This window comes from Novosphingobium subterraneum, assembly GCF_000807925.1.
Lineage (GTDB): Bacteria > Pseudomonadota > Alphaproteobacteria > Sphingomonadales > Sphingomonadaceae > Novosphingobium > Novosphingobium subterraneum.
On sequence record NZ_JRVC01000004.1, the window covers coordinates 143,534 to 166,751 of the forward strand.

Sequence of the window (23,218 nt, forward strand, 5' to 3'; positions counted from 1 at the left end):
AGGATGCAGGTAGTTGCCGTCGATATTGGCGGGACCCACGCCCGCTTCGCGATTGCGGAAGTGACGGGGGGAAGGGTCGTTTCCCTTGGTGAAGCGGTCACGCTGAAGACCGCCGAACACGGGTCTTTCCAGCTCGCCTGGGAGGACTTCGGGCGGATCGTCGGCAGGCCGTTGCCGTCGGCAGCAGCGATCGCAGTTGCGGGCCCGGTTGGCGGCGAGATCATCAAGTTCACCAACAATCCGTGGATCATCCGACCGGCTCTGATTCCCGAAAAGCTCGGTGCGGAACGCTACGTGGTGGTGAACGATTTTGCCGCCGTGGCTCATGCAGTGGCGCAGGCGGACGATAGTCATTTCCTGCATCTCTCCGGCCCGGAAACGGATTTGCCATCCACTGGCGTGATCAGCGTCGTCGGCCCCGGCACCGGCCTCGGTGTCGCGCAACTCTGGCGGAACGAAAGCGCCTATCGCGTTCAACCGACCGAGGGCGGGCATATCGATTACGCGCCGCTCGATGCGATCGAGGATGCTATCCTCGCAGGCCTGCGCAAGCGTCATCGCCGGGTATCGGTCGAACGTGTCGTGGCAGGGCCGGGCATAGTCGACATCTACGAGGCTCTCGCGCTGTTGGAAGGACGCCCATACACCCCCCGCACCGACCGCGAGCTTTGGGAACTCGGCACTTCAGGTGGCGATAGCCTGGCGGCGGCGGCGGTTGACAGATTCTGCCTGTCGTTGGGCAGCGTTGCCGGCGACCTCGCGCTTGCGCACGGTTCGACTGGCGTGGTGATGGCGGGCGGACTTGGCCTGCGCATCAAGGACACGCTAGTGCGATCGGGATTTGCTGACCGGTTCCGCGCCAAGGGTCGCTTCGAAGGGCTGATGGCGGCGATCCCGGTGAAGCTGATTACCCACCCGCAGCCGGGGCTGTTCGGTGCAGCAGCAGCCTACGCACAAGCCTATCCAGACTGATCAATGTGTGGATAGGCGTGCGGTGCCTCGCCCGCCTATGGATGGGACCAGATAGACCGGCATTCTCGCTTTAATCGGGCAATTAATTCTGGTGGATTCGTTCTGCCGAAGCGGTATTGCTTGGGTCGGAAGCATGAATGCGGATGCCGAAGGAGAAGGTGCCCAGATGGAATACGAGACCATTCGCGTCGAGCGTGCAGGCGATGTCCTCAAGATCGTGCTGAACCGGCCGGAGCGGCTGAACGCCTGTCCGCCGAACATGGCGCTTGAACTGGCCAATGCCGTCAACGATCTCGGTGGAGCACGTGCCGTCGTGATCACCGGAGAGGGCCGCGCGTTTTGCTCCGGCGCTGATCTTGCCGCGCGGGGTGATCGCTCGATTGCAGGCGGGCGAGGTGCCTACACTGCGCTGACGCAGGCCTATAATCCCTTGATGCTTGCATTATCGCGCCTGCCGGTTCCGGTGGTCACGGCGGTCAATGGACCTGCGGCAGGCGTCGGATGCTCGATAGCGCTGGCAGCCGATTTCGTGATCGCCGCCCGCAGCGCCTACTTCCTCCAGGCTTTTGTCAACATTGGGCTCGTGCCCGATGGGGGCGCCTCGTGGATGCTTACGCGTCTCGTCGGCAAGGCGCGTGCCACCGAGATGATGATGCTGGGCGAGAAGATCGGAGCGGAGAAGGCAGAAAGCTGGGGCCTGATCTACAAGGCTGTGGACGATGCCGCTCTTCAGGACGAGGCGATGGCTCTGGCTACCCGACTGGCAGCAGGGCCAACGGTTGCCCTCGGCGTGATGCGGCAGAACATCGCCAAGGCGCTTGAAGCGGACTACGCCAGCGCCTTGCTCGTCGAAGCCGAAGGACAATGGAAAGCCGGCGACAGCGCCGATGCGGCCGAAGGTGGAAAGGCGTTTCTTGAAAAGCGCAAGGCGGCGTTCACCGGCAAGTAAACCCTTGATATGCGGATGGTCTACCCCACTTCAGGGGTATGACCACCCGCAGGATCTGGACTATCGGCTATGAGCAGGCAACTGTGCCTGCGGTGATGAAAGCGCTGCGTGAGGCGGGCGTTGAGGTGCTTGCCGATGTCCGGGCGCTTCCTCTGTCTCGCAGGCCGGGCTTCTCAAAGTCGGTGTTGGCGGCAAATGCGCGCGACGCCGGAATCGAGTATGTGCATTTCAAGGCGCTCGGTACCCCGGCCGAAGGACGCGCGGCGGCACGGCGCAACGATCACGCAACTCTCGAGCGGATTTACGAAGGCCAGCTCGAACTTCCCGAAGCGATTGCGGCCGGTGCCAGGTTGGCCGACATGGCAAGCGAGCGCAAGGTTGCTCTGCTCTGCTATGAGCGCGAGGCACACGGCTGCCATCGCACCTTGCTGCGGCAGGCCATTTTGCCGGACTTCGAGGTGATCGACCTGATCCCCGTGGACGCTGCCTAGGCGCGCAATTCCTCATCGAGGAACGCTGCCACGTCGGCGAGGTCGACGTCCTTTGCAAGGAATGTCTGCCCGATCCCCCGCATCAGCAGGAAGGGCAAGGTGCCTGCGTCCATTTTCTTGTCGTGCAGCATGTGGCCCACCAGGCGGCGGCCATCGCAGGCGAGGCCAAGCGATTGCAACGATGATGGCAGGCCGACCGCTTCCATGTGGGCCGCTATCCGACGCGCATCCTGTCCGTTCATCAGCCCTCGACGTGCCGAGAAGCGCGCGGCGAGTACCGTGCCTAGAGCCACGCCTTCCCCATGGAGCAGGCGGTCCGAAAAGCCGGTCTCCGCTTCCAGCGCGTGGCCAAAGGTGTGGCCAAGGTTCAGCAACGCGCGGATTCCGGCAGTCTCCTTCTCGTCTGCGGCGACGATCCGGGCCTTTGCTGCAACGCTCCTGGCAATTGCAGTTTCCCGCGCGCCGCTGTCACCTGCGAGCAACCTTGTCCCATTGGCCTCGCACCATTCGAAGAAGGGCGCGTCGTCAATCAGGCCGTACTTGATGACCTCGGCGTAGCCTGCACGGGTGTCGCGCAAGGGCAGCGTGTCGAGGGCCAGCGGATCGGCGAGTACCAGCGAGGGCTGGTGGAATGCGCCAACCAGGTTCTTGCCGGCGGGCGTGTTGATTGCGGTCTTGCCCCCGACACTGGAATCGACCTGGGCAAGGAGCGTGGTGGGAATCTGGACGAACCCGCAGCCCCGCTTGACCATCGAGGCGGCAAATCCCGTCAAGTCTCCGATCACGCCTCCGCCGAGGGCAACGATGTTGTCCTTGCGCTCGACTTCCAGTGCCAGCAGCCAGTCGACAACTTCGGCGAGGCACTGCCAGCTCTTGGTGCTTTCGCCGGCGGTCAGAACGAGCCATTCGCTGCGGATGCCTGCAGCCGTGAATGAGGCCGCAACCACTTCGCGCCAATTTGCGGCGACGTTCGCATCGGTGATAACGGCAACACGGTCCTTGCGCAGGAATGGCCGGCAATGCTGGCCCGCATTGGACAGCAGCCCTGCCTCGATGCGCACTTCGTAAGGGGCGCCAGCGATGGCGACGGGGATCACAGCCATTTGTCGATTGCCTTGAGTATCTTGTCGGCAGTCACATGATGCGGCTGCGCACTGCTGGTGACGTGAATCGGGGCCTGGGAGTAGAACGGTTCCCGTTCTGCCTTGAGGCGAGCCAGGATCTCGCGCGGGTCTCCCGACCGAAGGAGGGGGCGGTTGTCCTTCCGGCCTACCCGCTCGACAAGGGTTTCGACGTCACTGTCGAGCCAGACTGCAATGCCTTTTTCAAGGATCAGTGCGCGGGTTTCGGCATTGCAGAACGCTCCGCCGCCGGTGGACAGCACCTTGCGATCCGTGTGCTGCCCTGTGCCCATCAGGCGAACGATGACGCGACGCTCACCATCGCGAAAATATTGTTCGCCATAGGTGGCAAAAATCTCGGGGATTGGCATGTGTGCGGCGCGTTCGATCTCTTCGTCCGCGTCAAGGAAAGGCAGGTGCAGCATTGTCGCCAGCTTTCTGCCGACGGTCGTCTTTCCCACGCCCATCATGCCGACGAGTACCAACGGTCGTGCAATCCGCCGCGCGATGCGGGCGATTTCGGACGAGCTGAGCGGATGCGCGTCATGTTCCATTGCCGCGCCGCCTATACTTGCGCTAGTGCCCGTTGCAAGCACCGCCTCGACTGCACGGCGGTGCAAAAGGGTTTGTCGTCTGGTACCGGGTGGTTGAATGAAGAGGATTGCCGTGGTCGCTCTGGCAGCAGTTGTAGTGGTGGCCTTGTTGACGGTGATCTGGATCAGGGGTGGAACACAGCCGATGCAGTGGGTTGAACAGCCGGTCGGCGAACCTCCGGTCGGGGGCAATGCGCAGTGAGCAGGCCTGTGTCCGGAAGGATGACGTTCTGGCTGGGCGGGGTTGCTGCCCTGGCTTCCCTGTCCGGGGCCTTGCTTGCGCAGGAATCCCTGCTCCCGCCGGGCTTTGATAACCCTCCTGCGCCCACGCGCCCTGCGCCACAGCGTTCCAGCGCCCCGGCACCGGCACCGGCACGTAACGCGGCTCCCGCGGCAGTGCGTCCAGCTGCATCGGGATCGGCGGCTCCCATGCCGACAGCTTCGCCTGTCGTGCAACCGTTGCCCGACACGGTGCAACCCGTAGCCACGACCGGGGGCGGTCTCAGCGATCAGGCATTGCTCGATTCGATCGACCCGGCACTCCTCGCCAAGCTGATAGATTCGGCGAGGCCCAAATCGGACATTCCGCCGGCCGGACGGCGCAGCCTCGATGTCGTGGGCGTGATCGACCAGAGCGATGGCGGTTTCCCGGTCGGCTCGACGCATTACCTCAACGGCCCGTTCGTCGAGGGCGTGATCACGAAGATGCGCGGACGCTTCGTGTCGCGCTGGGGCCACATCCTCGCACGTAGGGTGATTGCCAGCAGGCTGGCAACACCTGTCGGCATGAACGGGGCGGACTGGGCGGCGATGCGTGCGCAGCTGCTGCTGCGCATGGGCGAAGCGGACGCGGCGCGGGCGATGGTGCAATCGGTCGACAGCGGAAATTTCACCCGTGGCCTTGAGGACGCCGCGATGGCGAGCTTCCTTGCCACGGCGGATCCCGTCGGGCTGTGTCCCATCACAGCGCTAACTGCCGCAGGCCGGCCCGGGTGGGACTGGGAACTTTCGCGTGCGATCTGTTCTGCCTTCACCGACGAAGGGTCGACCGCGATGGCCACGCTCGACAAGGCCTTGCGCAGGGGAACCGGAACCAAGATCGACATCTTGCTGGCACAGAAGTTCGCCGGAGCGGCAACGAACGCGCGGCGTGCTGTCAAGATCGAGTGGAACGATGTGGAGGCACTGACGCCCTGGAGCATCGGCATGTCCTTTGCCACGGGGCTCGAGCCTCCGGAGGACCTGCGCAAGAAGGCTGGCGAGAATTATGCCTTGCTGGCGGCGCGGGCGCCGATGCTCTCCATCTATTCACGGGCCGCGGCTGCCGATGTTGGCGCTGCACGTGGCGTACTGTCGTCGCGGTCACTGATCGACCTCTACAGCGCGATCTATGCTCAGCGCGATGCCGAGGCAGCAGACGCCACTGAGGATGAATGGACCCAGCGGGCAGCGACCCTGCGCACCGCCTATGTGGCCGAGGCGCAGGAAGACCGGCTTGACGCGATCCGCAGCCTGTGGGGCGATGGCAATGATCCGGAGCGGGCCTATGCAGGGCTGGTCCTGACATCTCATGCATCAGCACGGATGGTCCCCTCCGAGGCACTGGCCGATAGCGCGGCGCCCTTGATTTCGTCGATGCTGACCGCCGGACTCGATCGCAACGCGATAAAATGGGCACCGTTCTGCCCGGTTGGAACGGAGGCCTGGGGATTGCTGGTCCTGTCAAATCCGGGCCGGGCGAACCGGACTGGGTCTGAAGGGCTGAACGCATTCGCTGACAATGACGACTCCGATAACGCGATCAGATCGCGCTTCCTGCTTGCGGGCATGATGGGGCTCGAGCGGGTCGACCCTGCCGCCGCGCGCGACTTTGCAGGCAAGCTGGGCGTTGATTTCAACCGGCAGACTCGTTGGACCCGGGCGATCGATCAGGCTGCGGCGTCGAACAATCAGGCCTTGGTGGCTTTGCTTGCGGCCTTTGGCATGCAGGGCGATGGCTGGGGCCGGATGACCCCGTTGCACCTCTATCATGTGGTGTCGGCCCTGCACCGTGTCGGGCTCGGTAACGAGGCACGCATGATTGCTGCCGAAGCCGTCGCTCGCGTCTAAGGGGGTGAAAGCCAGGGCAGAGCCTGCAGTCGAAGATTTTCTGTCGATGCTGGCTGTCCAGCGCGGAGCGGCACCCAATACAATCGCCGCCTATCGCCGCGATCTTGCGGGTGCGGCCGAGGCGATCGGGTGCTTGTCGACAGCAACGCGCGAAGACATTTCGCGGCTTTCGGTCGCCTTTGCGGACCTGGCGCCAGCCTCGCTGGCACGAAAGTCTTCGGCTTTGCGGCAGTTCTACGGCTTCCTTGTCGACGAAGGGGTGAGAGAGGACGATCCGTCCGGCGCCTTGCCACGGCCAAAGACCCGTCGCGCTCTCCCCCGCCTGCTCGGCCATGAGGAGATCGGCGCTCTTTTCAGGCAGGCGGAAGAGGATGCCGCGTCCCGGACTCCGGAGGGTCTGCGGATGCTGGCGCTGTTGGAGCTTCTCTACGGGTCTGGCCTGCGAGCGACTGAGCTGGTTTCGCTCCCATTGGCGGCGGTGCCTCGTGATGCACCGTTCCTGACGATCACGGGAAAGGGAGGGACGCAGCGGATGGTGCCGGTTTCCGCCCGGGCCGTGAAGGCGTTGTCCGATTGGCTGGTAGCGCGGGGAGGGGGCGGGCGATTCGTCTTCCCATCGCCGCGAGGTGGGTTCCTGTCGCGCGTTCGATTGTTCCAGTTGCTAAGGGATTTGGCGCTTCGGGCTGGCCTGGACCCGGAAAAGGTCAGCCCGCATGTGCTGCGCCATGCCTTCGCCACCCATCTCCTGGAGGGCGGCGCTGACCTGCGCGTGTTGCAGACCTTGCTGGGCCACGCCGATATCGCGACCACGCAAATCTACACGCACGTTGACTCCGCGCGTCTGGTCGCCCTCGTAAACCAGCGTCATCCGCTTGCCCGGAGTTGACCAAATCCGCGCTCGCGCCTAGCGGATTGGCCATGATTTCCTACCTCGAGTTCGAAAAGCCGGTCGCCGCGCTGGAAGCCCGCATCGCCGAACTGCGCCAGACTGCGCAGGGCGGAGACATCGACATCTCGTCCGAGATCCGCAGGCTTGAAAGCAAGTCGGCCGAATTGCTTGCCAGCACGTACAAGGCGCTGACCCCTTGGCAGAAGACGCAGGTTGCACGGCACCCTTCACGTCCGCATTTCAAGGACTACGTCGAGAAGATCTTTACGGATTTCATGCCTTTGGGCGGGGATCGTCTGTTCGGTGAAGATCAGGCGATCGTCGGTGGTTTCGCCAAGCTGGATGGTCGCCGGCTCATGCTTATCGGCCATGAAAAGGGCAACGATACCCAAAGCCGCATTCGCCACAACTTCGGCATGGGCAAGCCCGAAGGCTATCGCAAGGCGATCCGGCTCATGGAAATGGCGAGCCGATTCGGGCTGCCTGTCGTGACGCTTGTGGATACTTCGGGAGCCTTCCCGGGCGTAGAGGCGGAAGAGCGCGGTCAGGCTGAAGCAATCGCAAGGTCAACGGAGGCCTGTCTTGCGCTGGGCGTTCCGATGGTGGCGACCATTGTGGGCGAGGGCGGATCCGGCGGCGCAGTGGCGCTGGCAAGCGCAGAACGCGTCCTGATGCTTGAACATGCCGTTTATTCGGTCATTTCTCCTGAAGGATGTGCCTCTATCCTGTGGCGTACGGCCGAGAAGGCCGCAGACGCGGCAGAGGCGATGAAGGTGACGGCGCAGGATCTGCTTTCGCTTGGCGTGATCGACCGCATCGTGCGCGAACCTGTTGGTGGAGCGCACCGCGATCCTGACGCGACCTGTGCGCTCCTGGGCAAGGCCATCGGCGAAGAGCTCGATGCGCTGGTCGGAAAGCCGGCGGACGAGCTGCGCCAGATCCGGGCAGAACGCTTCCTGCGCATCGGCGCCTGATCGCGGGCGCCATCTGGCGCTCGGGAACCGGATTTGCGACAAGACGGTTATCGGACCAGTCCCGTAGCGGGCGGGTGTTCTGCACTCGCGTCCCGCTAGACCTTCGCCTTGGGGAGTTGAAGATGCCGTTATTCCGCCGTTCGCGTGCAGCGTTTCTGACTGTGTCGGTCATCGCGATGTCGTCTCTGCCTGCGTGTGTCAGTCAAACTGGCAGTCCGGCAAGCGCGCAAGGCGCGACGCAGGCTATCAGCGCAGCCGACAAGAAGCAGGGCGCTGAGGCGCATCCACAACTGCTTCAGGAATTTGGCGGAGCGATGACGGGGGCGCAGGCCACCTATGTCGAAACGGTGGGCAAGAATATCGCGATCCAATCCGGCCTCAGCAACGCCCGCGGTGATTTCACCGTCACCTTGTTGAATTCCCCGGTCAACAATGCTTTCGCCATCCCCGGTGGCTATGTCTACGTAACGCGTCAGCTTGCGGCGCTGATGAACAACGAGGCCGAACTGGCCGGCGTGCTGGGGCATGAAGTCGGTCACGTGGCCGCACGCCACGCGGCCAAGCGCGAAAGCCAGGCGACTCGCAATTCGTTGCTCGGAGCGCTTGGATCGATCCTGTCGGGTGCCTTGCTCGGTAACAGCGCCCTTGGCCAGCTTGGCCAGCAGATTTTCTCGACCGGCAGCCAGTTGCTGACTCTCAAGTATTCGCGCGGGCAGGAAACCGAAGCGGACAACCTCGGGATCACCTATCTTCAGCGGGCAGGCTACGATCCTCGGGCGATGTCGACAGTTCTGCAGAGCCTTGCCAACCAGAACGCACTCGATGCCAGCGTTAAGGGGACGACGAATCAGGTGCCGGAATGGGCCAGCACCCACCCTGACCCCGCCTCGCGTGTCCGGGCAGCATTAACCCGAGCGGGCAACACCACCGGAAGAACGAACCGCGATACCTTCCTCGCTGGCATCAACGGGCTGACCTATGGGGATGATCCTGCCCAAGGCATCGTCGACGGTTCCAGCTTCGTGCATCCCGCTCTGCGGCTTGCCTTCCGGGCTCCCAATGGCTTCTACCTCGTGAATGGCACGCGGGCCGTCTCCATCTCCGGGCAAAGCGGGAAGGGCGAGTTTTCGACCGCAGCATATAGTGGAAATCTCGAGAATTACGTGCGCTCGGTCTTCACCAAGCTTTCAAGCCAACAGCAGCTCGCGCCTGCAACGCTTGAACGGACCACGGTCAACGGCATCCCCGCCGTCTACGGTACAGCCCGCGTTAACAGCGGCAATGGGCAGGTTGACGTTGTGGTGTTCGCCTATGAATTCGGCCCGCAGCAGGCCTATCACTTCACGACCATCAGCCAGGCTGGGCAAGCCTCACAGTTCGATACCATGTTCCGGTCCATCCGGAGAATCAGTGCAACCGAAGCATCGGCGGTCAAGCCTCGCCGTCTGTCGGTGGTCACTGTAAAATCGGGCGACACTGTCGAATCCCTGGCGAAGCGGATGGCTTATACCGACCAGCCGCTGCAACGGTTCCTGGTGCTCAACGGTCTTTCCTCAGGGAGCCGTCTGGTTGCGGGGCAGAAGGTCAAGCTGGTCGTCTATTGACGCTGCTTCTTCTGAATTCTCGACGAACATACGAAAAGAGGCAGGTGCCATGGCACCTGCCTCTACAAATCCTCTGACGAGGAGCCGACTATTAGTTGGCCTGGTCAGCGGTGTCCATGTCGTTCGACACGTCGGTGAAGGTGTTGCTCAGCGAGTTGCCCAGCGAGGTCATGGCGCCGATGGCAGCGACAGCAACGAGAGCAGCGATCAGGCCGTATTCGATCGCGGTTGCACCTTCGTTGTTGGCGAGCAGGTCACGGAAAAGCTTCATGTTCGGTCTCCTAGAGGTGGTGCTTCATTCTTCCCGTCCCGCCCCATTTTGTCCCCGGAGCGAGCATTCGTACTCTTACTTACAAAAGACTAAGGATTCGTTAATCCGTATTCGTCTTCTGGTTAGTGTTTTCATCTACAGTGACGTACAAGTTGTACAAAGCTGCGGTGAAGTTCTTCATGCCAAAGGTGGCAGCAAGGCCGATCAACGAGATAAGTAAACCGTATTCGACAGCTGTAGCGCCGCAATGGTTACGGAAGATTTTCTGAAGAAGGGTCTTCATTTCCGTTTCCATGGTTGCAGCGTAGGTTGGTCTACGTTGCCATTCCTAAGAAAAGGTTGATAGGCGCGCAGAATGGAAAAATTCTCGACAGTCATGATCGTCGTGGCGGTAGCGATCCTTGATCGGGCAGGGCGCGTGCTGATGCAACAACGCCCCCCGAACAAGCAGCACGGCGGCCTCTGGGAGTTTCCCGGCGGCAAGGTGGAGGCGGGGGAGACCCTCGCTGCTGCGGTTGTAAGGGAAATCGACGAAGAGCTAGGCCTTGCGATCGACGCAGAAGGCCTGTTCCCGATTTGCTTTGCCAATGATGCGCTGGCCTCCAGCTCCCGGCAGATCCTCCTTTTGCTCTATGGCGCGCGAATCTGGGGTGGCGTGGCAATGGCCAAGGAAGCTGGGAGCGCCATTCGCTGGGTAGACGCCAAGGAACTGGCAGGTCTGCCGATGCCCCCGTTGGACATTCCGCTAGCCCAGGCGGTAATTCCTCTGCTTGGGGGTTGCCAAAGGTGAATCAGCCCCCTAAAGGCGCGTCTCCCAAGCACCCGTAGCTCAGCTGGATAGAGCATCAGACTACGAATCTGAGGGTCGGACGTTCGAATCGTTCCGGGTGCGCCACCTTCCTTCGGGAAGGTGATTCGGGAAGGCTGTGCCGCTGGTTCAGCCAGGACATGATGGTGAGCACCCGTAGCTCAGCTGGATAGAGCATCAGACTACGAATCTGAGGGTCGGACGTTCGAATCGTTCCGGGTGCGCCACCTTCCTTCGGGAAGGTGATTCGGGAAGGCTGTGCCGCTGGTTCAGCCAGGACATGATGGTGAGCACCCGTAGCTCAGCTGGATAGAGCATCAGACTACGAATCTGAGGGTCGGACGTTCGAATCGTTCCGGGTGCGCCATCACCGTTTCTCGAAAGAGCCCGCCTTTGCGCGGGCTCTTTTCGTTTCTGGCAGCCCATGCATTTGTGCGACCGCGAACTGCGAGCCAGAACGGTTCGCGGAATTTGCATAGGTATCCATAATAGCTTCGTATTGACCGAACAGCGTTGCGAACGGGCTGTGCTAAGGTATAGGCTCGCCTGTGCGTTCCTGACCCTACGGAACCCGAGGCTGCCAGAAAAGGAAACCCAGACTTGGCGAAGTCCCCGAGGCCCAGAGCCAATACATCTGCCACGAAACCTACCGCTAAGCGTGCGACTACTTCCGTGGTCGGGACCGAGCCGGTGATTGCGTCCGACGTAGCCGAAGAAGCGGCCTTCGCCTTGCGGAGTCTCCAGCAGGCGCATGCGAACAACAAGCGCTACGATGCCAGTGATGAGGAACTGCTGAAGTTCTACGAACAGATGGTTCTGATTCGCCGCTTTGAGGAAAAGGCGGGTCAGCTTTACGGTCTCGGCCTGATCGGCGGGTTCTGCCATCTCTACATTGGCCAGGAAGCTGTCGCCGTTGGCCTTCAGTCCGCCCTCAAGGAAGGGCACGACAGTGTGATCACCGGGTATCGCGACCATGGCCACATGCTCGCTTACGGCATCGATCCCAAGGTCATCATGGCAGAGCTTACCGGACGCGGCGCAGGCATTTCGCGCGGCAAGGGCGGCTCGATGCATATGTTCAGCACCGAGCACAAGTTTTACGGCGGTCACGGCATCGTCGGGGCACAGGTTCCGCTTGGCGCAGGTCTCGCCTTTGCGCACAAGTACCGCAATGACGGCGGCGTCTGCATGGCGTACTTCGGCGACGGTGCGTCGAACCAGGGCCAGGTTTACGAGACTTTCAACATGGCGGCGCTGTGGAAGCTGCCGATCATTTTCGTGGTCGAGAACAACGGTTACGCGATGGGGACGGCGGTAAAGCGCGGTTCGGCGGAAACGCACTTCTATCGCCGTGGCACGGCGTTCCGGATTCCGGGCATGGACGTGAACGGCATGGACGTTCTCGAAGTCCGTCAGGCAGCGGAAGTTGCGCTTGAGTACGTCCGCGCCGGCAATGGCCCGGTCCTGATGGAACTCAAGACCTATCGCTACCGTGGCCACTCGATGTCTGACCCTGCAAAGTATCGCAGCCGTGAGGAAGTGCAGGAAATGCGCGACAATCACGATCCGATCGAGGGCGCCAAGGCCGAACTTCTCAAGCGCGGTGTGACCGAGGAGAAGATCAAGGAAATCGACAAGCGCATTCGCCAGGTTGTCGCCGAGTCGGCGGACTTCGCCGAAACATCGCCCGAGCCCGATGTGGCCGAGCTTTATACCGACGTGCTGGTGGAGAACTATTGAGATGGCCATCGAACTGAAGATGCCTGCGCTCTCCCCGACGATGGAGGAGGGCACGCTTGCCAAGTGGCTGGTCAAGGCCGGAGACGAAGTGAAATCGGGTGACATCCTCGCCGAGATCGAGACCGACAAGGCAACGATGGAATTCGAAGCTGTCGACGAGGGTACGATCGGTGAAATCCTCGTGGCAGAGGGCACCGAGGGCGTGAAGGTCGGCACTGTCATTGCGACCATCAAGGGCGAAGATGATTCGGCTGACGCGGCACCTGCAGCTGCAGCCGCACCCGCAGTCGAACAGAAGGCAGCCGAAAGCGAAGCGCCTGCCGGGCAGGACGCCAAGGCCAAGGCAGCGGCCGCGATCGCGCCCAAGAGCGATGCCAAGCCGGCCGCCGATCCCGAGCTTCCCGCTGGCACGGCGATGGTTCCGACCACGGTTCGCGAAGCGCTTCGCGATGCCATGGCCGAAGAAATGCGTGCCGACGATCGCGTTTTCGTGATGGGCGAGGAAGTGGCCGAGTACCAGGGCGCGTACAAGGTAACGCAGGGTCTGCTCGAGGAGTTCGGCCCACAGCGCGTCATCGATACTCCCATCACCGAGTATGGCTTTGCCGGTATCGGCGCAGGCGCTGCCATGGGCGGCCTTCGCCCGGTCATCGAGTTCATGACGTTCAACTTCGCCATGCAGGCGATCGATCACATCATCAACTCGGCCGCGAAGACCAACTACATGTCCGGTGGCCAGATGCGCTGCCCGATCGTGTTCCGCGGCCCCAACGGTGCTGCCAGCCGCGTCGGTGCGCAGCACTCGCAGAACTACGGTCCGTGGTATGCCAACGTCCCCGGCCTCGTCGTCATCGCGCCCTATGACAGCGCCGATGCAAAGGGCCTGCTGCGCGCGGCCATTCGCAGCGAGGATCCGGTAGTCTTCCTCGAGAACGAACTGGTCTATGGCCGCACTTTCGACGTGCCGCAGATCGACGATTTCGTCCTGCCGATCGGCAAGGCGCGCATCGTTCGTCCGGGCAAGGATGTCACGATCGTTTCGTACTCGATCGGCGTCGGCTTCGCGCTCGAAGCAGCCGAAGCGCTTGCCGCCGAGGGCATCGATGCGGAAGTGATCGATCTTCGCACGCTTCGCCCTCTCGACAAGGAAACGGTTCTCGCCTCGCTGGCGAAGACCAACCGCATGGTCGTGGCCGAGGAAGGCTTCCCGGTCTGCTCCATCGCTTCCGAGATCATCGCGATCTGCATGGAAGAGGGCTTCGATCACCTTGACGCCCCCGTCCTGCGCGTATGCGACGAGGACGTACCGCTGCCTTACGCGGCAAATCTTGAAAAGCTGGCCCTGATCGACGCCAGCAAGATCGCGGCTGCCGTGCGGAAGGTCTGCTACCGCTGAAGTGGTTGATCCGCTGAAAGTTCAGGGGCGCCGGAGCGATTCGGCGCCCTTTTGCATTCAGTCGTATCCGTCATAGACGTTGCATCGTGCGATGGGGTTAGGCGCGGCGGCGTTGCGTTGGTAGGCCTGGGTCAGGTCCCGATCCGCACGGACGTTGAAAGTTGCGGTGGTCCGTATCACGGCATCGGGTACGAAGCGTTGGCTGACGAGCGGCTGGTAAGCGTACTCGATCTCGACGAAAATGACCGCATCGCCTTCGGTCGCGGTCACTTCCTCCCCTGCTGGCCCCATTCCTGACAGCGAGCCATCGGTTCCCGTTCCTTCACCACCGTACGACGATTGAAAGTTCCGCTTACCCTTGCAGCGCTGCCAGTGGATGTATTGGGTATCTTCAGTGCCCGGCACCACCTCGAGGCTGCTGATGACCACGCGGCCATGCTCGAACAGATCGAGCTTGCCCGCCTGGATGTTGGCGCCAACCAGCAGGTCGTTGATGTCGCTTTCGTAGATCTTCAGGTTTTCGAGCATCGACTCGTCGCCAATGCGTGACCCGTTATCGGCCAGTTGCATGGCAAGCTGGCTGACACGCATATGAGTGATGGCAAGATTGCCCAGTTCCGCTCCCCACAGCCCGAGAGTTAGCACAAGTGGCGCACCAAGAGCGAGCTCCACCGCCGCGACGCCGGACCTGTTGCGGACCAGGCCCGCCAGGCGTTCGACAATCCGCTTCATGTACAGTTCCCGAGTTTCGCCCGGCTTTTCTGGGCATCGTAGGGCTGGTTCCGGAGTACCGTGCTGGCGCTGTTGGTCACTGTTTCGCTGAGGCCAATCAACGACGCCATCGGGAATTTGCGACTGTAGGTCATGGTCGCGGTATAGACGACCGCGTCGCGCGCTCCTCCCAGACCATTGGCGCCTCTGTCGCGATCCCATGTGCCGCTGCCGTTGGCGTCCTCGTAAGGCTCTCCGTCATCGCAGACGCCGTTTTCGTTGGCGTCGGTATAGTCTTCCTCCAGCCCGATATCGGTGAAGTTTGCATAAGCCTTGCGCGAAAACGCGATGGAAGCATCGGGGACTACGCGGTGGACCTCTGCCTTCACCGCATCATCCAGCGTGGTCAGCGTGCTTGCTGCCCCTTCGACAGTGGAATCGCGCGCGGCGCGCTGCAGCGCCCCTTGCAGCATGGTGTTTGCATATACCGAGTACCCCATGTCGAAGAGCCCCATCAGCAAGAGCACCAGAACAGGAGATGCCAGCGCGAATTCCACCACCGTTGCGCCATCCGCATCCGTGCCGAGGCTGTGCAGTTGGCGCCTGATCATTGGGCCAGTCTCAGGTCACCGATCGAACGGGCGATCTTCCGGAAGGCGTTCTGCAGCTCTTCGGCATTCTTCGCGCTGAAATAGTGGCCGCTGCCCGCACAGTCGGTCATGATTGGGTTGAGATCGGTGCCGAATGCGACGAACCAGACCGTGACGTTGCGCTTCTTTACTTCCTCGCAGACGAAGGAAAACCGCTTTTCGATCGTCTGCGTGAGCGTGAGGGGCGAACTGGGATGCCAGCGCCGCTGCGCGATCGGTTCCACGCCATAGGAACTGTAACTGATGTCCAGCGAGGAGGTCTGCCCGTCAGTCAGGAAGATCAGGTGGCGACTGGTCCTCTGACGGGTGGAGACATCGGCGTTCTCGGCCGCGAAGATTCCGCTCGGAGACAACAGTCGCGCCGCCCAGATCATGCCGATGTCGTGGTAAGTGCTGCCTGCGGCAACCAGTCCGTCGATGTAGCCGTGGAAGGCGCTCTGGTCCCAGACCTGCAGTTTGCGCGCTGACGTGGGGCAGGCAGCGAATCCGGCAATGCCGGGAGCAAGGAACTCGCTGTTGGTGGTGACTTCGCTGGTGGTGAAGCTGCCCGAGCCATCCCAGAGCCTGGCGCGCTCATAAATCATGGCAGGATACATCGGCCGCCACTGCGTGTCAGGCGCGCCGGCGGTCGGCACGGTGTCGATATCGAGATCGAGAGCGCGATCGAGATCGACATTGTCGTAGTCGTCGATCTCGTAGGTGGATCGCTCTTCAATGCAACCGTTAGACGCTGTGCGCCAGTCGCTCGTGTCCTTCAGCACATCCTTGTAGAGCCAGGAACTGCCTGAAGCGAGACTGGGCTCGGTGATATACTTGAAGGTGTCGACGTAGCTTGCGTAGGTCGTGGTGGAAAGCGTGCAGGTACTGCCTGAACGAGAGACGGAGTAGGTGTTGCCGTTCCTCGTACGATTATAGGTGTAGGTTGTCCTTGTGCCGGACGGATTGCTCACTTGGGCGGTCGTCGTGGACAAGAGTTGCGTCGACGTTGTCAGCGTGTTCGCCGGTGCGGAACAGGTATATCCGCCACCGGCCTCCGTCGCGGCAAACGTCGAGGTGGTGGTGTAATAGGTTCCGGAGACTGGAGAGACCGCACTGTAATAGCCATAAAGCCCGCCGCTTCCACTGGTGCTAACCAGGGTCCGCGATGGATAGCGCCACTGCGGGACCACCCACTCGTCCTTGAGCAAGCCGCCGACGTTCACGTTCGTTGAATAGGGAACGAAGCCATAGCGAATCCGGCTTTGTGGCTGGCGATTCGCTTCCATGGTGGCGTAGAAGCCCTTCACCACCGATTTCAGCACGGCGATCTTGGGCGAGGTGTCGTCGGGGTTGCTCTCGGCCATCGAGCCGGTGACATCGAGAGCCATCATGATGTCGGTGTTGGGCACGCTCAGTTCGGCGCGGCAATTTACGGAAATGGCAATTTCGTCCTTGCCGAAGAACTGCATGATGTCGGTGGGAAGGATGACGGACGCAATGCCGCCGACGGATTGATCGTCCTCCAGCGTCATCACGAAGTCTCGGTCGACGGAGTTGTAGATGCCGTCGGCAAAGTTCGCGTTGAAGAAGTGCGTGCCCTTGCTGATGACCGCTGCTCCGTCGATGTCCGGGTCGAAGTCCACGATCGCGCCCAGTTCCTTGCGTGCACCCAGGACGCCGGCATCACAGGCCTGTTGAAGTCGGGATTCGACGAGATAGGCGCGCCCCATGTCTATGCTTGAGCCAACCAGGGCAAGCAGCGGAACGACCGACATCGCAAGCATGATCAGGGCATTGCCTGACTCATCCCGGCAGAGACTGCGCAGGCATCTGACCGTCGAACGATAATGCGTTCGAAGCCACGAATGACGGCAGGAAAGATAAGCGTCTGACGACATGATTAGACGACTACGCAGAAACCCCTAATATTAAGGATAACTTTCATCGTAAAATATTTCCTAAAGTGTCCGGAGCGCACAGAGGAAATCGTATAAGGCGTGCTTAACCCAAAGCCGTGTACGCGATTTGGTGACGCCCCAATGGATATTCAGCTTTCCATCAAAAAAAGGGGCTGAGTATATGTGATGGGAAATGCATCAACCCCAATAAACGACAGCACTGTCGGTATGCTGTAAGTCATGGTTACGGTTTTCTCGACAGTCCCATCTATACGCGGATCGATTACATTCGTTACGCTGATCGCCAGACGCGCGCTTTCCAGCTTGTAAGGACTCTTTATCGCGATGGATCGCAGGTAAAACCGGATCTGATCGTTGGTAAGCTCATTTCCGGTCTGATAGTTCACCACAGCATAACGCATCACGTCTGACGCAACCGAACGCATCGCGTTGTAGTTCTGCATGCCAATGCCGATCTGCAAAACCCCGAGCATCAATGCGAGGATCGTGGGTGCGAGAAGAGCAAACTCCGTTACCACGGAACCCTGCTTCTGGCGCAGCAATGCACGGAGCGTTCTGGCCAAGCGTCCGGTAGTCATGCCTTTGTCCTCTGACCGTAGAGAACATAACGATTGACCTGGAGCGAAATGGTCGAGCCCAAGCCGAACTCCGTCCAGATCGGCACGTAATCGTAAGACAACGTGACCTGCACATAGCGCGAAACATTGTCGCCTGTCGCGCAGGTGCTTTCCAAGGCGACATAGGCGTTCGAGGAATTGCAACGATAAGCCGCCGCCACCATCACCTGTTCGGGTTCAAGTCCGGCTGTGGCAACAACCACGTTCTTGAGTGCGTTCAGTTCGTCCGACGTGTCAGGGTCGGTGGCAAGTGCGACGGATTCGGCCAGCGTCATGGCGCTCTGCAACTCGCTTTGCCGCGCAACCAGGCTGCTTACCTGGTAGGCGCCAAGGCTGAACAGCACCATGAGCGGGGCGATGATGGCGGTTTCCACGGCCATCGCCCCGCTTGGATCGCGGATCAGGCGTTGCAGAAGCGATCGGGCTGGGATCATACGATCAGCTTCACCTTGCTGACTTCTTTCGCCACCACGGTGTCTTCAGTCAGTCCGGGCGGACAGAAAGAGCTCATGTTGGCCGTGCCGGAGATCGCGATCGTGTCAGCCGCGATCATCAGGCATTGACTGGTGACCTTGGCGGTCCCGGTAAAGTCGATGCCGCTGTTTGGCAGATAGATGGTCCCGTTCAGAACCGTGTCCGAATCGCCATTGATCTTGCTGCGGTCAGTCCCGGTGGAGTTGCGATCCTCGAAGACCAGCATGCCTGCCAGTGCGTTGGCATCCGTTTCGGACACACCGCGGCTGACCAGTTCCGAAGCCTGAATGGCAGTGAGGTTGATGTTCGAGCCGCCATTGATCTTGATGTACGCACCATTCTTGAGCACGAACATCACACCGCTGCCGACGACGGCGTACTGACCGCTGATCTCGACCCCGCCACCGTCGATGATGTAGACGCCCGGCGCAAACGTCGTGGCGCAAGACACCTTTATGCCCCCGACATAAGTCCCGGGCAGCGCAGAGGCCAGGTCGGCGGTGGTCGTCTTGCTGATGTTGGACAGGGTGGTGGCAACAACCGTTTCCATCTTTTCCCAGACGGTGTTGTTCCCCGAACCGCTGTTCGTCTGGGTCCAGACTACGGTGGTCGCATAGGTCGTGCCCGCCACTACCGTGTTCTCGACAATGACATAGCTGTCGTTGTTCTCGGTCGAATAGTCCTTCTTCGCGTTCTTGTTGCCGCTGACCTGCTCGGTCGCAGTTTGCCAGGTCGCACCCTTCCAGTAGGTATAGGTGACAGTGGTCTTCTTGTTTCGGTCGGCTCGGGTCGTGGTCGTTCCTTTCACGCAGTAGTAGCTGCGTGCCACCTGGCTTTCAGTCGGGTTCGGCGGCGAAAGGTTGGCATAGGGATCGAACAGGCCTTCGAGATAGTCGTGGACCTCGTCGTCCGTGTGGTTGCTGAACCATTCGTCGATGCCGCCGCGAGAAAGCACCCAACCGGCATCGATGTCGGGATTGCCGTCGACGAGGATGGACGAGTCGGAGGTCGAAAGGGCCGCAATGCCGCACTTGGCCTTCAGCACGGAAGTGCCGCCGATCGTGACGGCGCCGCTATCGTCTTCATCGAGCGCAAGCAGGCAGGACGTAAAGGACGTGCCGGACGTATAGGCTGCCTGCGCCGATGCTGTGACCGTGGTGCCTTCTCCCGTCAGAAAGCTCGAGAAGGGCAGGGTGTCCCGCACCGTCGCGCTCACCGTGACGCTGTTGTTGCTACCACCGGCATAGCTCGACAACGTAACCGAGGGCGGGCCCACGGTGATGTCGTTAACGGTTGAGATGTTGGCGTTGAATTCCTGAAGCGCCCGGTCCGAATAGATGGCGCGCGTCGCGCTCTGCGTTCGGGCCCAGGCGCCGGCCAGAGCTGCCTGATCCACGGCGAACTGCAATTCGCGCTTCCACATGTACCACTGTGCGGTATCGACCGCCAAACCCGCCCCGCCAATGAATGCCGGCATGCCCAGGGCAAGCAGCAGCGTTGCATTGCCGCCCTTGTGCCGGGCAAGGCGCTTGCACAAGTGGACCAACCCCGAGAGTGATCGAAATGCTGAGAGCATGCTGCTACCGTTTTCTCATTCCGTCGGCGGCTGCCGATGCCAATCCCGCGAATCGTTAAGTAGATTGTCGTGGTAAGTTCATCTTGAAGCCATCTGGTTGACGGCCCGTTAAACAATACGGGATTTGCGAGAGTTGTTTCTTAATGTCGAAGTTACCATCGAAACCCGCCGAAACCCTGGATATCACGCGTAAAATTGCCCTTGCCTATGCTCCTGCGGCGGCGCGCCCTGCGTGGCTGGCCCTGTTCATGCTCGAGCAGAAACTGGCCGAGACCGCCCGCCCCGGGCGCGAACCCTTGATGGTCCAGTTGCGGCTGTCGTGGTGGCGGGATCGCTTGAACGAGAGCGGTGAGGCATGGCCGGTCAGCGAACCGGCACTGGCATCGCTAAGGGCGTGGAAGGGGCAGCACGGTCGGCTGGTGGAACTGGTCGACAGCTGGGAGGCTCGCGCCATGGGCGAGGAACAGGAAGACGAATTCGCCTTGGCCCTGACCAATGCCTATCTCGCACTGGCCGAGGTGCTTGACGTTCGAGACAAGGGCGCGATCGCGGCTCATGCGCGATATCTGGCGGGTGAGGCAACCTCAGGCGGGCGGAGAGGTGCATTGCCCCGCGCGATGCGGCCACTTGCCGTTCTTTGCGCCATGAAGGACAGTTCCGATAACCCGGGAAAGGGACGCCGCCTTGTCGATTTCCTGCGGGTGGTCCGCGCAGGGACGCTGGGCTTCTGAGTTCGTGCCAAAGCGGTAGCATCTACCCATGCCGCGACAAGCCTGCAGCGTTAGACCCTTCATCAAGGAGGGTGAAAAAAATGGTTCGTGCCTTGCTTGGTGGTCTCGCTGCCCTGATGCTTTGCGCTGCTGGCGTCTTCTGGTGGCAGGGCCGTGCCGAAACACGGGAAGGGACTGCCCCGCCATTGCCGGTCGCCGATGCTGCAGTCGCTCCGGAAGGTCTGCCAAGCGCCGACATCGAAGGGCTTACCGGTGTCGCCCCTCCCGAAGCAACGTCTGTCGGCAAGGAGACCCGCAGGTTCAATCTGGTCGACAAGGACCGGGACAACCGGATCAGCCGCACCGAAATGCTGAGCCTGCGCGCATCGGCGTTCCGCAAGCTCGACAAGGACGGCAACAATCTGCTGACTTTCGAGGAATGGGCCTATGTCACTGTCGACAAGTTCAAGTCGGCCGATGGGAATGGCGACCTGTTTCTCACCCGTGAGGAGTTTGCCACCACGCGGCCGAAGGCAGCACCCAAGCCAAAGCAGAAATGCTCCTGCAAATAGGGGCTTACGCCAGAGAACCGAGCCACCCGGCCATGTCCGCCTTGGCCCGCTCGGTATAAGCTTCCTTACGCGCCTTCTTCTTCACGTCGTGCAACGGCGGGAAGAGGCCGAAGTTGACGTTCATCGGCTGAAAGCTCTCGGCATCGGCATCGCCGGTGATGTGCGACAGCAGTGCTCCCAAGGCCGTCGTTTGCGGAGGCGGTGTCCACGCGCGCCCTGCAATCTGCGCCGCCGTCATCAGGCCGGCCAGCATCCCGACCGAACCGCTTTCGACATAGCCTTCGCAGCCCGTGATCTGACCGGCAAACCGGATGTGCGGCGCCGATTTCAGTCGAAGCTGCCGATCGAGCAGCGTTGGCGAATTGAGAAAGGTGTTGCGGTGCAAGCCGCCCAGTCGGGCGAACTCGGCATTTTCAAGGCCGGGGATCGTGCGGAACACACGAACCTGTTCGGCGTGCTTCAGCTTGGTCTGGAAGCCGACCATGTTCCACAGTGTGCCGAGCTTGTTGTCCTGGCGAAGTTGCACCACGGCATAGGGCCAGCGCCCATTGGGGTGTTCCGCTGTGGCCCAATGCGGATTGTCCAGTCCCACCGGCTTCATCGGTCCGAACCGGAGCGTCTCTTCGCCCCGCGCGGCCATGACCTCGATTGGCATGCACCCGTCGAAGTAGGGGGTGTTGGCTTCCCACTCCTTGAACTCGGTCTTCTCACCGGCGAGCAGCTCTTCCCGGAAGGCGAGGTACTGCGGCTTCGTCATCGGGCAATTGATGTAATCGCGCCCGTCGCCGCCGAGCGCGAGCGAGGCCTCCGCGCCCTTGTCCCAGCGCGAGGCCATCCACGCCACATCCATGTCGATGGAATCGCGGTAGACGATCGGCGCGATGGCATCGAAGAAGGCGAGGCTGTCGGCGCCGGTCGTGCCACCGATGCTTTCGGCAAGGGAAGGGCTGGTGAGAGGCCCAGTCGCCACGATCGTCAGCCCCTCTCCGGGCAGTGAATCGATGCGTTCCCTTGCAATCTCGAGCGTAGGCTGCGCGCGCAGGGCCGCCTCGACTTCAGCAGAGAACACGTCCCTGTCGACAGCCAGCGCCGATCCCGCGGGCACCCGCGCCTTGGCCGCTGCCGCCATGAGCAGGCTATCGCACTGGCGCATTTCGTAATGCAGCAGCCCGACGGCGTTCTTCTCATCATCATCGGACCGAAAGGAATTCGAGCAGACCAGTTCGGCAAGGCCATCGCCGTTGTGTGCAGGGGTAGTGTCACCACTGCCGCGCATTTCGGAAAGTCTTACGCGAACCCCGCGACGGGCAAGCTGCCACGCCGCTTCGCTGCCGGCCATGCCGCCGCCGATGATATGGACCTGATGCGTCATGGGCTTGCCCTTGGCATTGCCGCGCCGTTGCGGCAAGAGCGTCCGCAGGGCAAAGGGAGAAGACGCCGGGTGCCGGGACGCGCATTGATCGAGAAACGGCCCTGGCTGGTCGCCAGTCTGATCGCCGGAACGAGTTACTGGCTTGCCGCAAAGGGGCAGGTGCCCGGCCTTTGGCTGATACTCTGGAAAGGCGCGGGCGTTGCCCTGCTCGCTGCATATGCCTGGGCGCATCATCCCTCGCGCAGCGCCCACTTGCTGGCTCTGGTCATGGCGCTGGGCGCGATTGGCGACATGGTGCTGGAAGTGGACTTCACCGGTGGTGCTGCAGCCTTCTTTGCGGGCCACGTCGCCGCGATAGCGCTGTATCTGCGCCAGCCTTTCAGGGTTGGACAAGGCCGTGGCGGTGGTATCTGTCATCGGCGTCCCGGCGCTGTCGTGGGCGCTGTCCGGCCGGATGGACGTTGCAGGCTATGCTCTGTTGCTCGGCGGAATGGCGACGGCCGCATTTGCCAGCGATTTTCCGCGCAGCCGGGTGGCGCTGGGCGCCGCCATGTTCGTCGTGTCCGACCTGCTGATCTTCGCGAGGATGGTCCCGCTGGCGCGCAGCGCGGTCCCGGGGCTGCTGATCTGGCCGCTCTACTACTTCGGCCAGTTCATGATCTGCACCGGCGTGATCGCCACTCTGCGGACGAGGGGCGAGTTTCGGCCCGTCCGGTAAAGT

Annotated in this window: 25 protein-coding genes, 3 tRNA genes and 1 pseudogene; 18 read left to right on the top strand and 11 right to left on the bottom strand. The window is 61.6% G+C overall.

Features of this window, described 5'->3' with window-relative positions:
- The first annotated feature begins 3 nt into the window (after positions 1 to 3).
- The 3 genes from NJ75_RS05355 (at position 4) to NJ75_RS05365 (ending at position 2,412) form a co-directional block, all read left to right on the top strand.
- The gene (locus tag NJ75_RS05355; protein ID WP_039332166.1) at positions 4 to 972 is read left to right on the top strand and encodes a glucokinase; all 969 of its coding nucleotides are present in this window, start codon (positions 4 to 6) and stop codon (positions 970 to 972) included.
- 166 nt (positions 973 to 1,138) lie between these two features.
- Positions 1,139 to 1,921: an enoyl-CoA hydratase-related protein gene (locus NJ75_RS05360; RefSeq protein ID WP_039332424.1), complete on the top strand. Its 783-nt coding sequence runs from the start codon at positions 1,139 to 1,141 to the stop codon at positions 1,919 to 1,921.
- Between the two features lie 38 nt (positions 1,922 to 1,959).
- On the top strand, positions 1,960 to 2,412 hold the full coding sequence (locus NJ75_RS05365) for a DUF488 domain-containing protein (RefSeq protein WP_039332168.1): 453 nt from the start codon (positions 1,960 to 1,962) through the stop codon (positions 2,410 to 2,412).
- On the opposite strand, the gene aroB is transcribed toward NJ75_RS05365, so the two are convergent.
- Both aroB and NJ75_RS05375 read right to left on the bottom strand, forming a co-directional pair.
- Entirely contained in the window at positions 2,409 to 3,515 is a 1,107-nt protein-coding gene (gene aroB, locus NJ75_RS05370) for a 3-dehydroquinate synthase (RefSeq protein ID WP_039332170.1), read from the bottom strand. The two genes, NJ75_RS05365 and aroB, sit on opposite strands and share 4 nt — an antisense overlap.
- A complete protein-coding gene (locus NJ75_RS05375) occupies positions 3,506 to 4,087 on the bottom strand; it encodes a shikimate kinase (RefSeq protein ID WP_039332172.1) in 582 nt (193 codons plus the stop codon). The genes aroB and NJ75_RS05375 overlap by 10 nt, the downstream gene beginning before the upstream one ends.
- A gap of 97 nt (positions 4,088 to 4,184) precedes the next feature.
- Here NJ75_RS05375 and NJ75_RS24265 point away from each other — a divergent pair, with 97 nt between their 5' ends.
- The 5 genes from NJ75_RS24265 (at position 4,185) to NJ75_RS05395 (ending at position 9,702) form a co-directional block, all read left to right on the top strand.
- Complete coding sequence (locus NJ75_RS24265) at positions 4,185 to 4,328, top strand: hypothetical protein (protein WP_156135713.1); 144 nt, start codon at positions 4,185 to 4,187, stop codon at positions 4,326 to 4,328.
- A 227-nt stretch (positions 4,329 to 4,555) separates the two neighbouring features.
- Entirely contained in the window at positions 4,556 to 6,235 is a 1,680-nt protein-coding gene (locus NJ75_RS05380) for a hypothetical protein (RefSeq protein ID WP_236727068.1), read from the top strand.
- A 46-nt stretch (positions 6,236 to 6,281) separates the two neighbouring features.
- Positions 6,282 to 7,121 carry a tyrosine recombinase gene (locus NJ75_RS05385; protein ID WP_052242050.1) on the top strand — a complete coding sequence of 280 codons (840 nt, stop codon included), beginning with the start codon at positions 6,282 to 6,284 and terminating at the stop codon, positions 7,119 to 7,121.
- A 32-nt stretch (positions 7,122 to 7,153) separates the two neighbouring features.
- On the top strand, positions 7,154 to 8,098 hold the full coding sequence (locus NJ75_RS05390; RefSeq protein WP_039332178.1) for an acetyl-CoA carboxylase carboxyltransferase subunit alpha: 945 nt from the start codon (positions 7,154 to 7,156) through the stop codon (positions 8,096 to 8,098).
- A gap of 176 nt (positions 8,099 to 8,274) precedes the next feature.
- Positions 8,275 to 9,702: a M48 family metalloprotease gene (locus tag NJ75_RS05395; RefSeq protein ID WP_169745700.1), complete on the top strand. Its 1,428-nt coding sequence runs from the start codon at positions 8,275 to 8,277 to the stop codon at positions 9,700 to 9,702.
- A gap of 91 nt (positions 9,703 to 9,793) precedes the next feature.
- Here the strand turns inward: NJ75_RS05395 and NJ75_RS05400 are convergent, their stop codons facing one another.
- On the bottom strand, positions 9,794 to 9,973 hold the full coding sequence (locus NJ75_RS05400; RefSeq protein WP_039332182.1) for a Flp family type IVb pilin: 180 nt from the start codon (positions 9,971 to 9,973) through the stop codon (positions 9,794 to 9,796).
- A 100-nt stretch (positions 9,974 to 10,073) separates the two neighbouring features.
- Positions 10,074 to 10,256, bottom strand: coding sequence for a Flp family type IVb pilin (locus NJ75_RS05405; RefSeq protein ID WP_039332426.1), 183 nt, complete (start codon positions 10,254 to 10,256; stop codon positions 10,074 to 10,076).
- A 72-nt stretch (positions 10,257 to 10,328) separates the two neighbouring features.
- On the opposite strand from NJ75_RS05405, the gene NJ75_RS05410 reads away from it, so the two are divergent.
- The 6 genes from NJ75_RS05410 to NJ75_RS05435 all read left to right on the top strand — a co-directional run bounded on the left by NJ75_RS05410 (position 10,329) and on the right by NJ75_RS05435 (position 13,917).
- Positions 10,329 to 10,763, top strand: a complete 435-nt coding sequence (locus NJ75_RS05410) for a (deoxy)nucleoside triphosphate pyrophosphohydrolase (protein WP_039332184.1) — start codon at positions 10,329 to 10,331, stop codon at positions 10,761 to 10,763.
- 28 nt (positions 10,764 to 10,791) lie between these two features.
- Positions 10,792 to 10,868, top strand: a tRNA-Arg gene (locus NJ75_RS05415).
- Positions 10,869 to 10,931: 63 nt separating this feature from the next.
- A tRNA-Arg gene (locus NJ75_RS05420) sits at positions 10,932 to 11,008 on the top strand.
- 63 nt (positions 11,009 to 11,071) lie between these two features.
- Positions 11,072 to 11,148: transfer RNA gene (locus NJ75_RS05425), tRNA-Arg, on the top strand.
- Positions 11,149 to 11,453: 305 nt separating this feature from the next.
- Complete coding sequence (gene pdhA, locus NJ75_RS05430) at positions 11,454 to 12,521, top strand: pyruvate dehydrogenase (acetyl-transferring) E1 component subunit alpha (protein ID WP_156135714.1); 1,068 nt, start codon at positions 11,454 to 11,456, stop codon at positions 12,519 to 12,521.
- Between the two features lies 1 nt (position 12,522).
- Entirely contained in the window at positions 12,523 to 13,917 is a 1,395-nt protein-coding gene (locus NJ75_RS05435; RefSeq protein ID WP_039332188.1) for a pyruvate dehydrogenase complex E1 component subunit beta, read from the top strand.
- Positions 13,918 to 13,974: 57 nt separating this feature from the next.
- On the opposite strand, the gene NJ75_RS05440 is transcribed toward NJ75_RS05435, so the two are convergent.
- The 6 genes from NJ75_RS05440 to NJ75_RS23215 all read right to left on the bottom strand — a co-directional run bounded on the left by NJ75_RS05440 (position 13,975) and on the right by NJ75_RS23215 (position 19,843).
- Entirely contained in the window at positions 13,975 to 14,649 is a 675-nt protein-coding gene (locus tag NJ75_RS05440) for a TadE/TadG family type IV pilus assembly protein (RefSeq protein WP_039332190.1), read from the bottom strand.
- On the bottom strand, positions 14,646 to 15,239 hold the full coding sequence (locus NJ75_RS05445) for a TadE/TadG family type IV pilus assembly protein (protein WP_039332192.1): 594 nt from the start codon (positions 15,237 to 15,239) through the stop codon (positions 14,646 to 14,648). Before NJ75_RS05445 ends, NJ75_RS05440 begins: the two co-directional genes overlap by 4 nt.
- Positions 15,236 to 17,155, bottom strand: a complete 1,920-nt coding sequence (locus tag NJ75_RS05450) for a pilus assembly protein (RefSeq protein WP_082013281.1) — start codon at positions 17,153 to 17,155, stop codon at positions 15,236 to 15,238. The genes NJ75_RS05445 and NJ75_RS05450 overlap by 4 nt, the downstream gene beginning before the upstream one ends.
- Before the next feature lie 149 nt (positions 17,156 to 17,304).
- Complete coding sequence (locus NJ75_RS05455; protein WP_039332197.1) at positions 17,305 to 17,754, bottom strand: TadE/TadG family type IV pilus assembly protein; 450 nt, start codon at positions 17,752 to 17,754, stop codon at positions 17,305 to 17,307.
- The gene (locus tag NJ75_RS05460) at positions 17,751 to 18,227 is read right to left on the bottom strand and encodes a TadE/TadG family type IV pilus assembly protein (RefSeq protein ID WP_039332200.1); all 477 of its coding nucleotides are present in this window, start codon (positions 18,225 to 18,227) and stop codon (positions 17,751 to 17,753) included. Before NJ75_RS05460 ends, NJ75_RS05455 begins: the two co-directional genes overlap by 4 nt.
- The gene (locus NJ75_RS23215) at positions 18,224 to 19,843 is read right to left on the bottom strand and encodes a TadE/TadG family type IV pilus assembly protein (protein WP_082013282.1); all 1,620 of its coding nucleotides are present in this window, start codon (positions 19,841 to 19,843) and stop codon (positions 18,224 to 18,226) included. The genes NJ75_RS05460 and NJ75_RS23215 overlap by 4 nt, the downstream gene beginning before the upstream one ends.
- Before the next feature lie 143 nt (positions 19,844 to 19,986).
- Here NJ75_RS23215 and NJ75_RS05470 point away from each other — a divergent pair, with 143 nt between their 5' ends.
- On the top strand, positions 19,987 to 20,574 hold the full coding sequence (locus tag NJ75_RS05470) for a hypothetical protein (RefSeq protein WP_052242056.1): 588 nt from the start codon (positions 19,987 to 19,989) through the stop codon (positions 20,572 to 20,574).
- Positions 20,575 to 20,654: 80 nt separating this feature from the next.
- A complete protein-coding gene (locus NJ75_RS05475) occupies positions 20,655 to 21,125 on the top strand; it encodes an EF-hand domain-containing protein (RefSeq protein ID WP_039332202.1) in 471 nt (156 codons plus the stop codon).
- Between the two features lie 4 nt (positions 21,126 to 21,129).
- Here the strand turns inward: NJ75_RS05475 and trmFO are convergent, their stop codons facing one another.
- Positions 21,130 to 22,497, bottom strand: a complete 1,368-nt coding sequence (trmFO, locus tag NJ75_RS05480; RefSeq protein ID WP_039332203.1) for a methylenetetrahydrofolate--tRNA-(uracil(54)-C(5))-methyltransferase (FADH(2)-oxidizing) TrmFO — start codon at positions 22,495 to 22,497, stop codon at positions 21,130 to 21,132.
- Here trmFO and NJ75_RS25290 point away from each other — a divergent pair.
- Together NJ75_RS25290 and NJ75_RS25295 are read left to right on the top strand one after the other, a co-directional pair.
- Positions 22,489 to 22,824 (top strand): annotated as a pseudogene (locus NJ75_RS25290) (hypothetical protein); the annotation flags it as partial. The gene trmFO and the pseudogene NJ75_RS25290 sit on opposite strands and share 9 nt — an antisense overlap.
- Positions 22,825 to 22,894: 70 nt before the next feature.
- Positions 22,895 to 23,215 carry a lysoplasmalogenase family protein gene (locus tag NJ75_RS25295; RefSeq protein ID WP_269078570.1) on the top strand — a complete coding sequence of 107 codons (321 nt, stop codon included), beginning with the start codon at positions 22,895 to 22,897 and terminating at the stop codon, positions 23,213 to 23,215.
- The last annotated feature ends 3 nt before the right edge of the window (positions 23,216 to 23,218 follow it).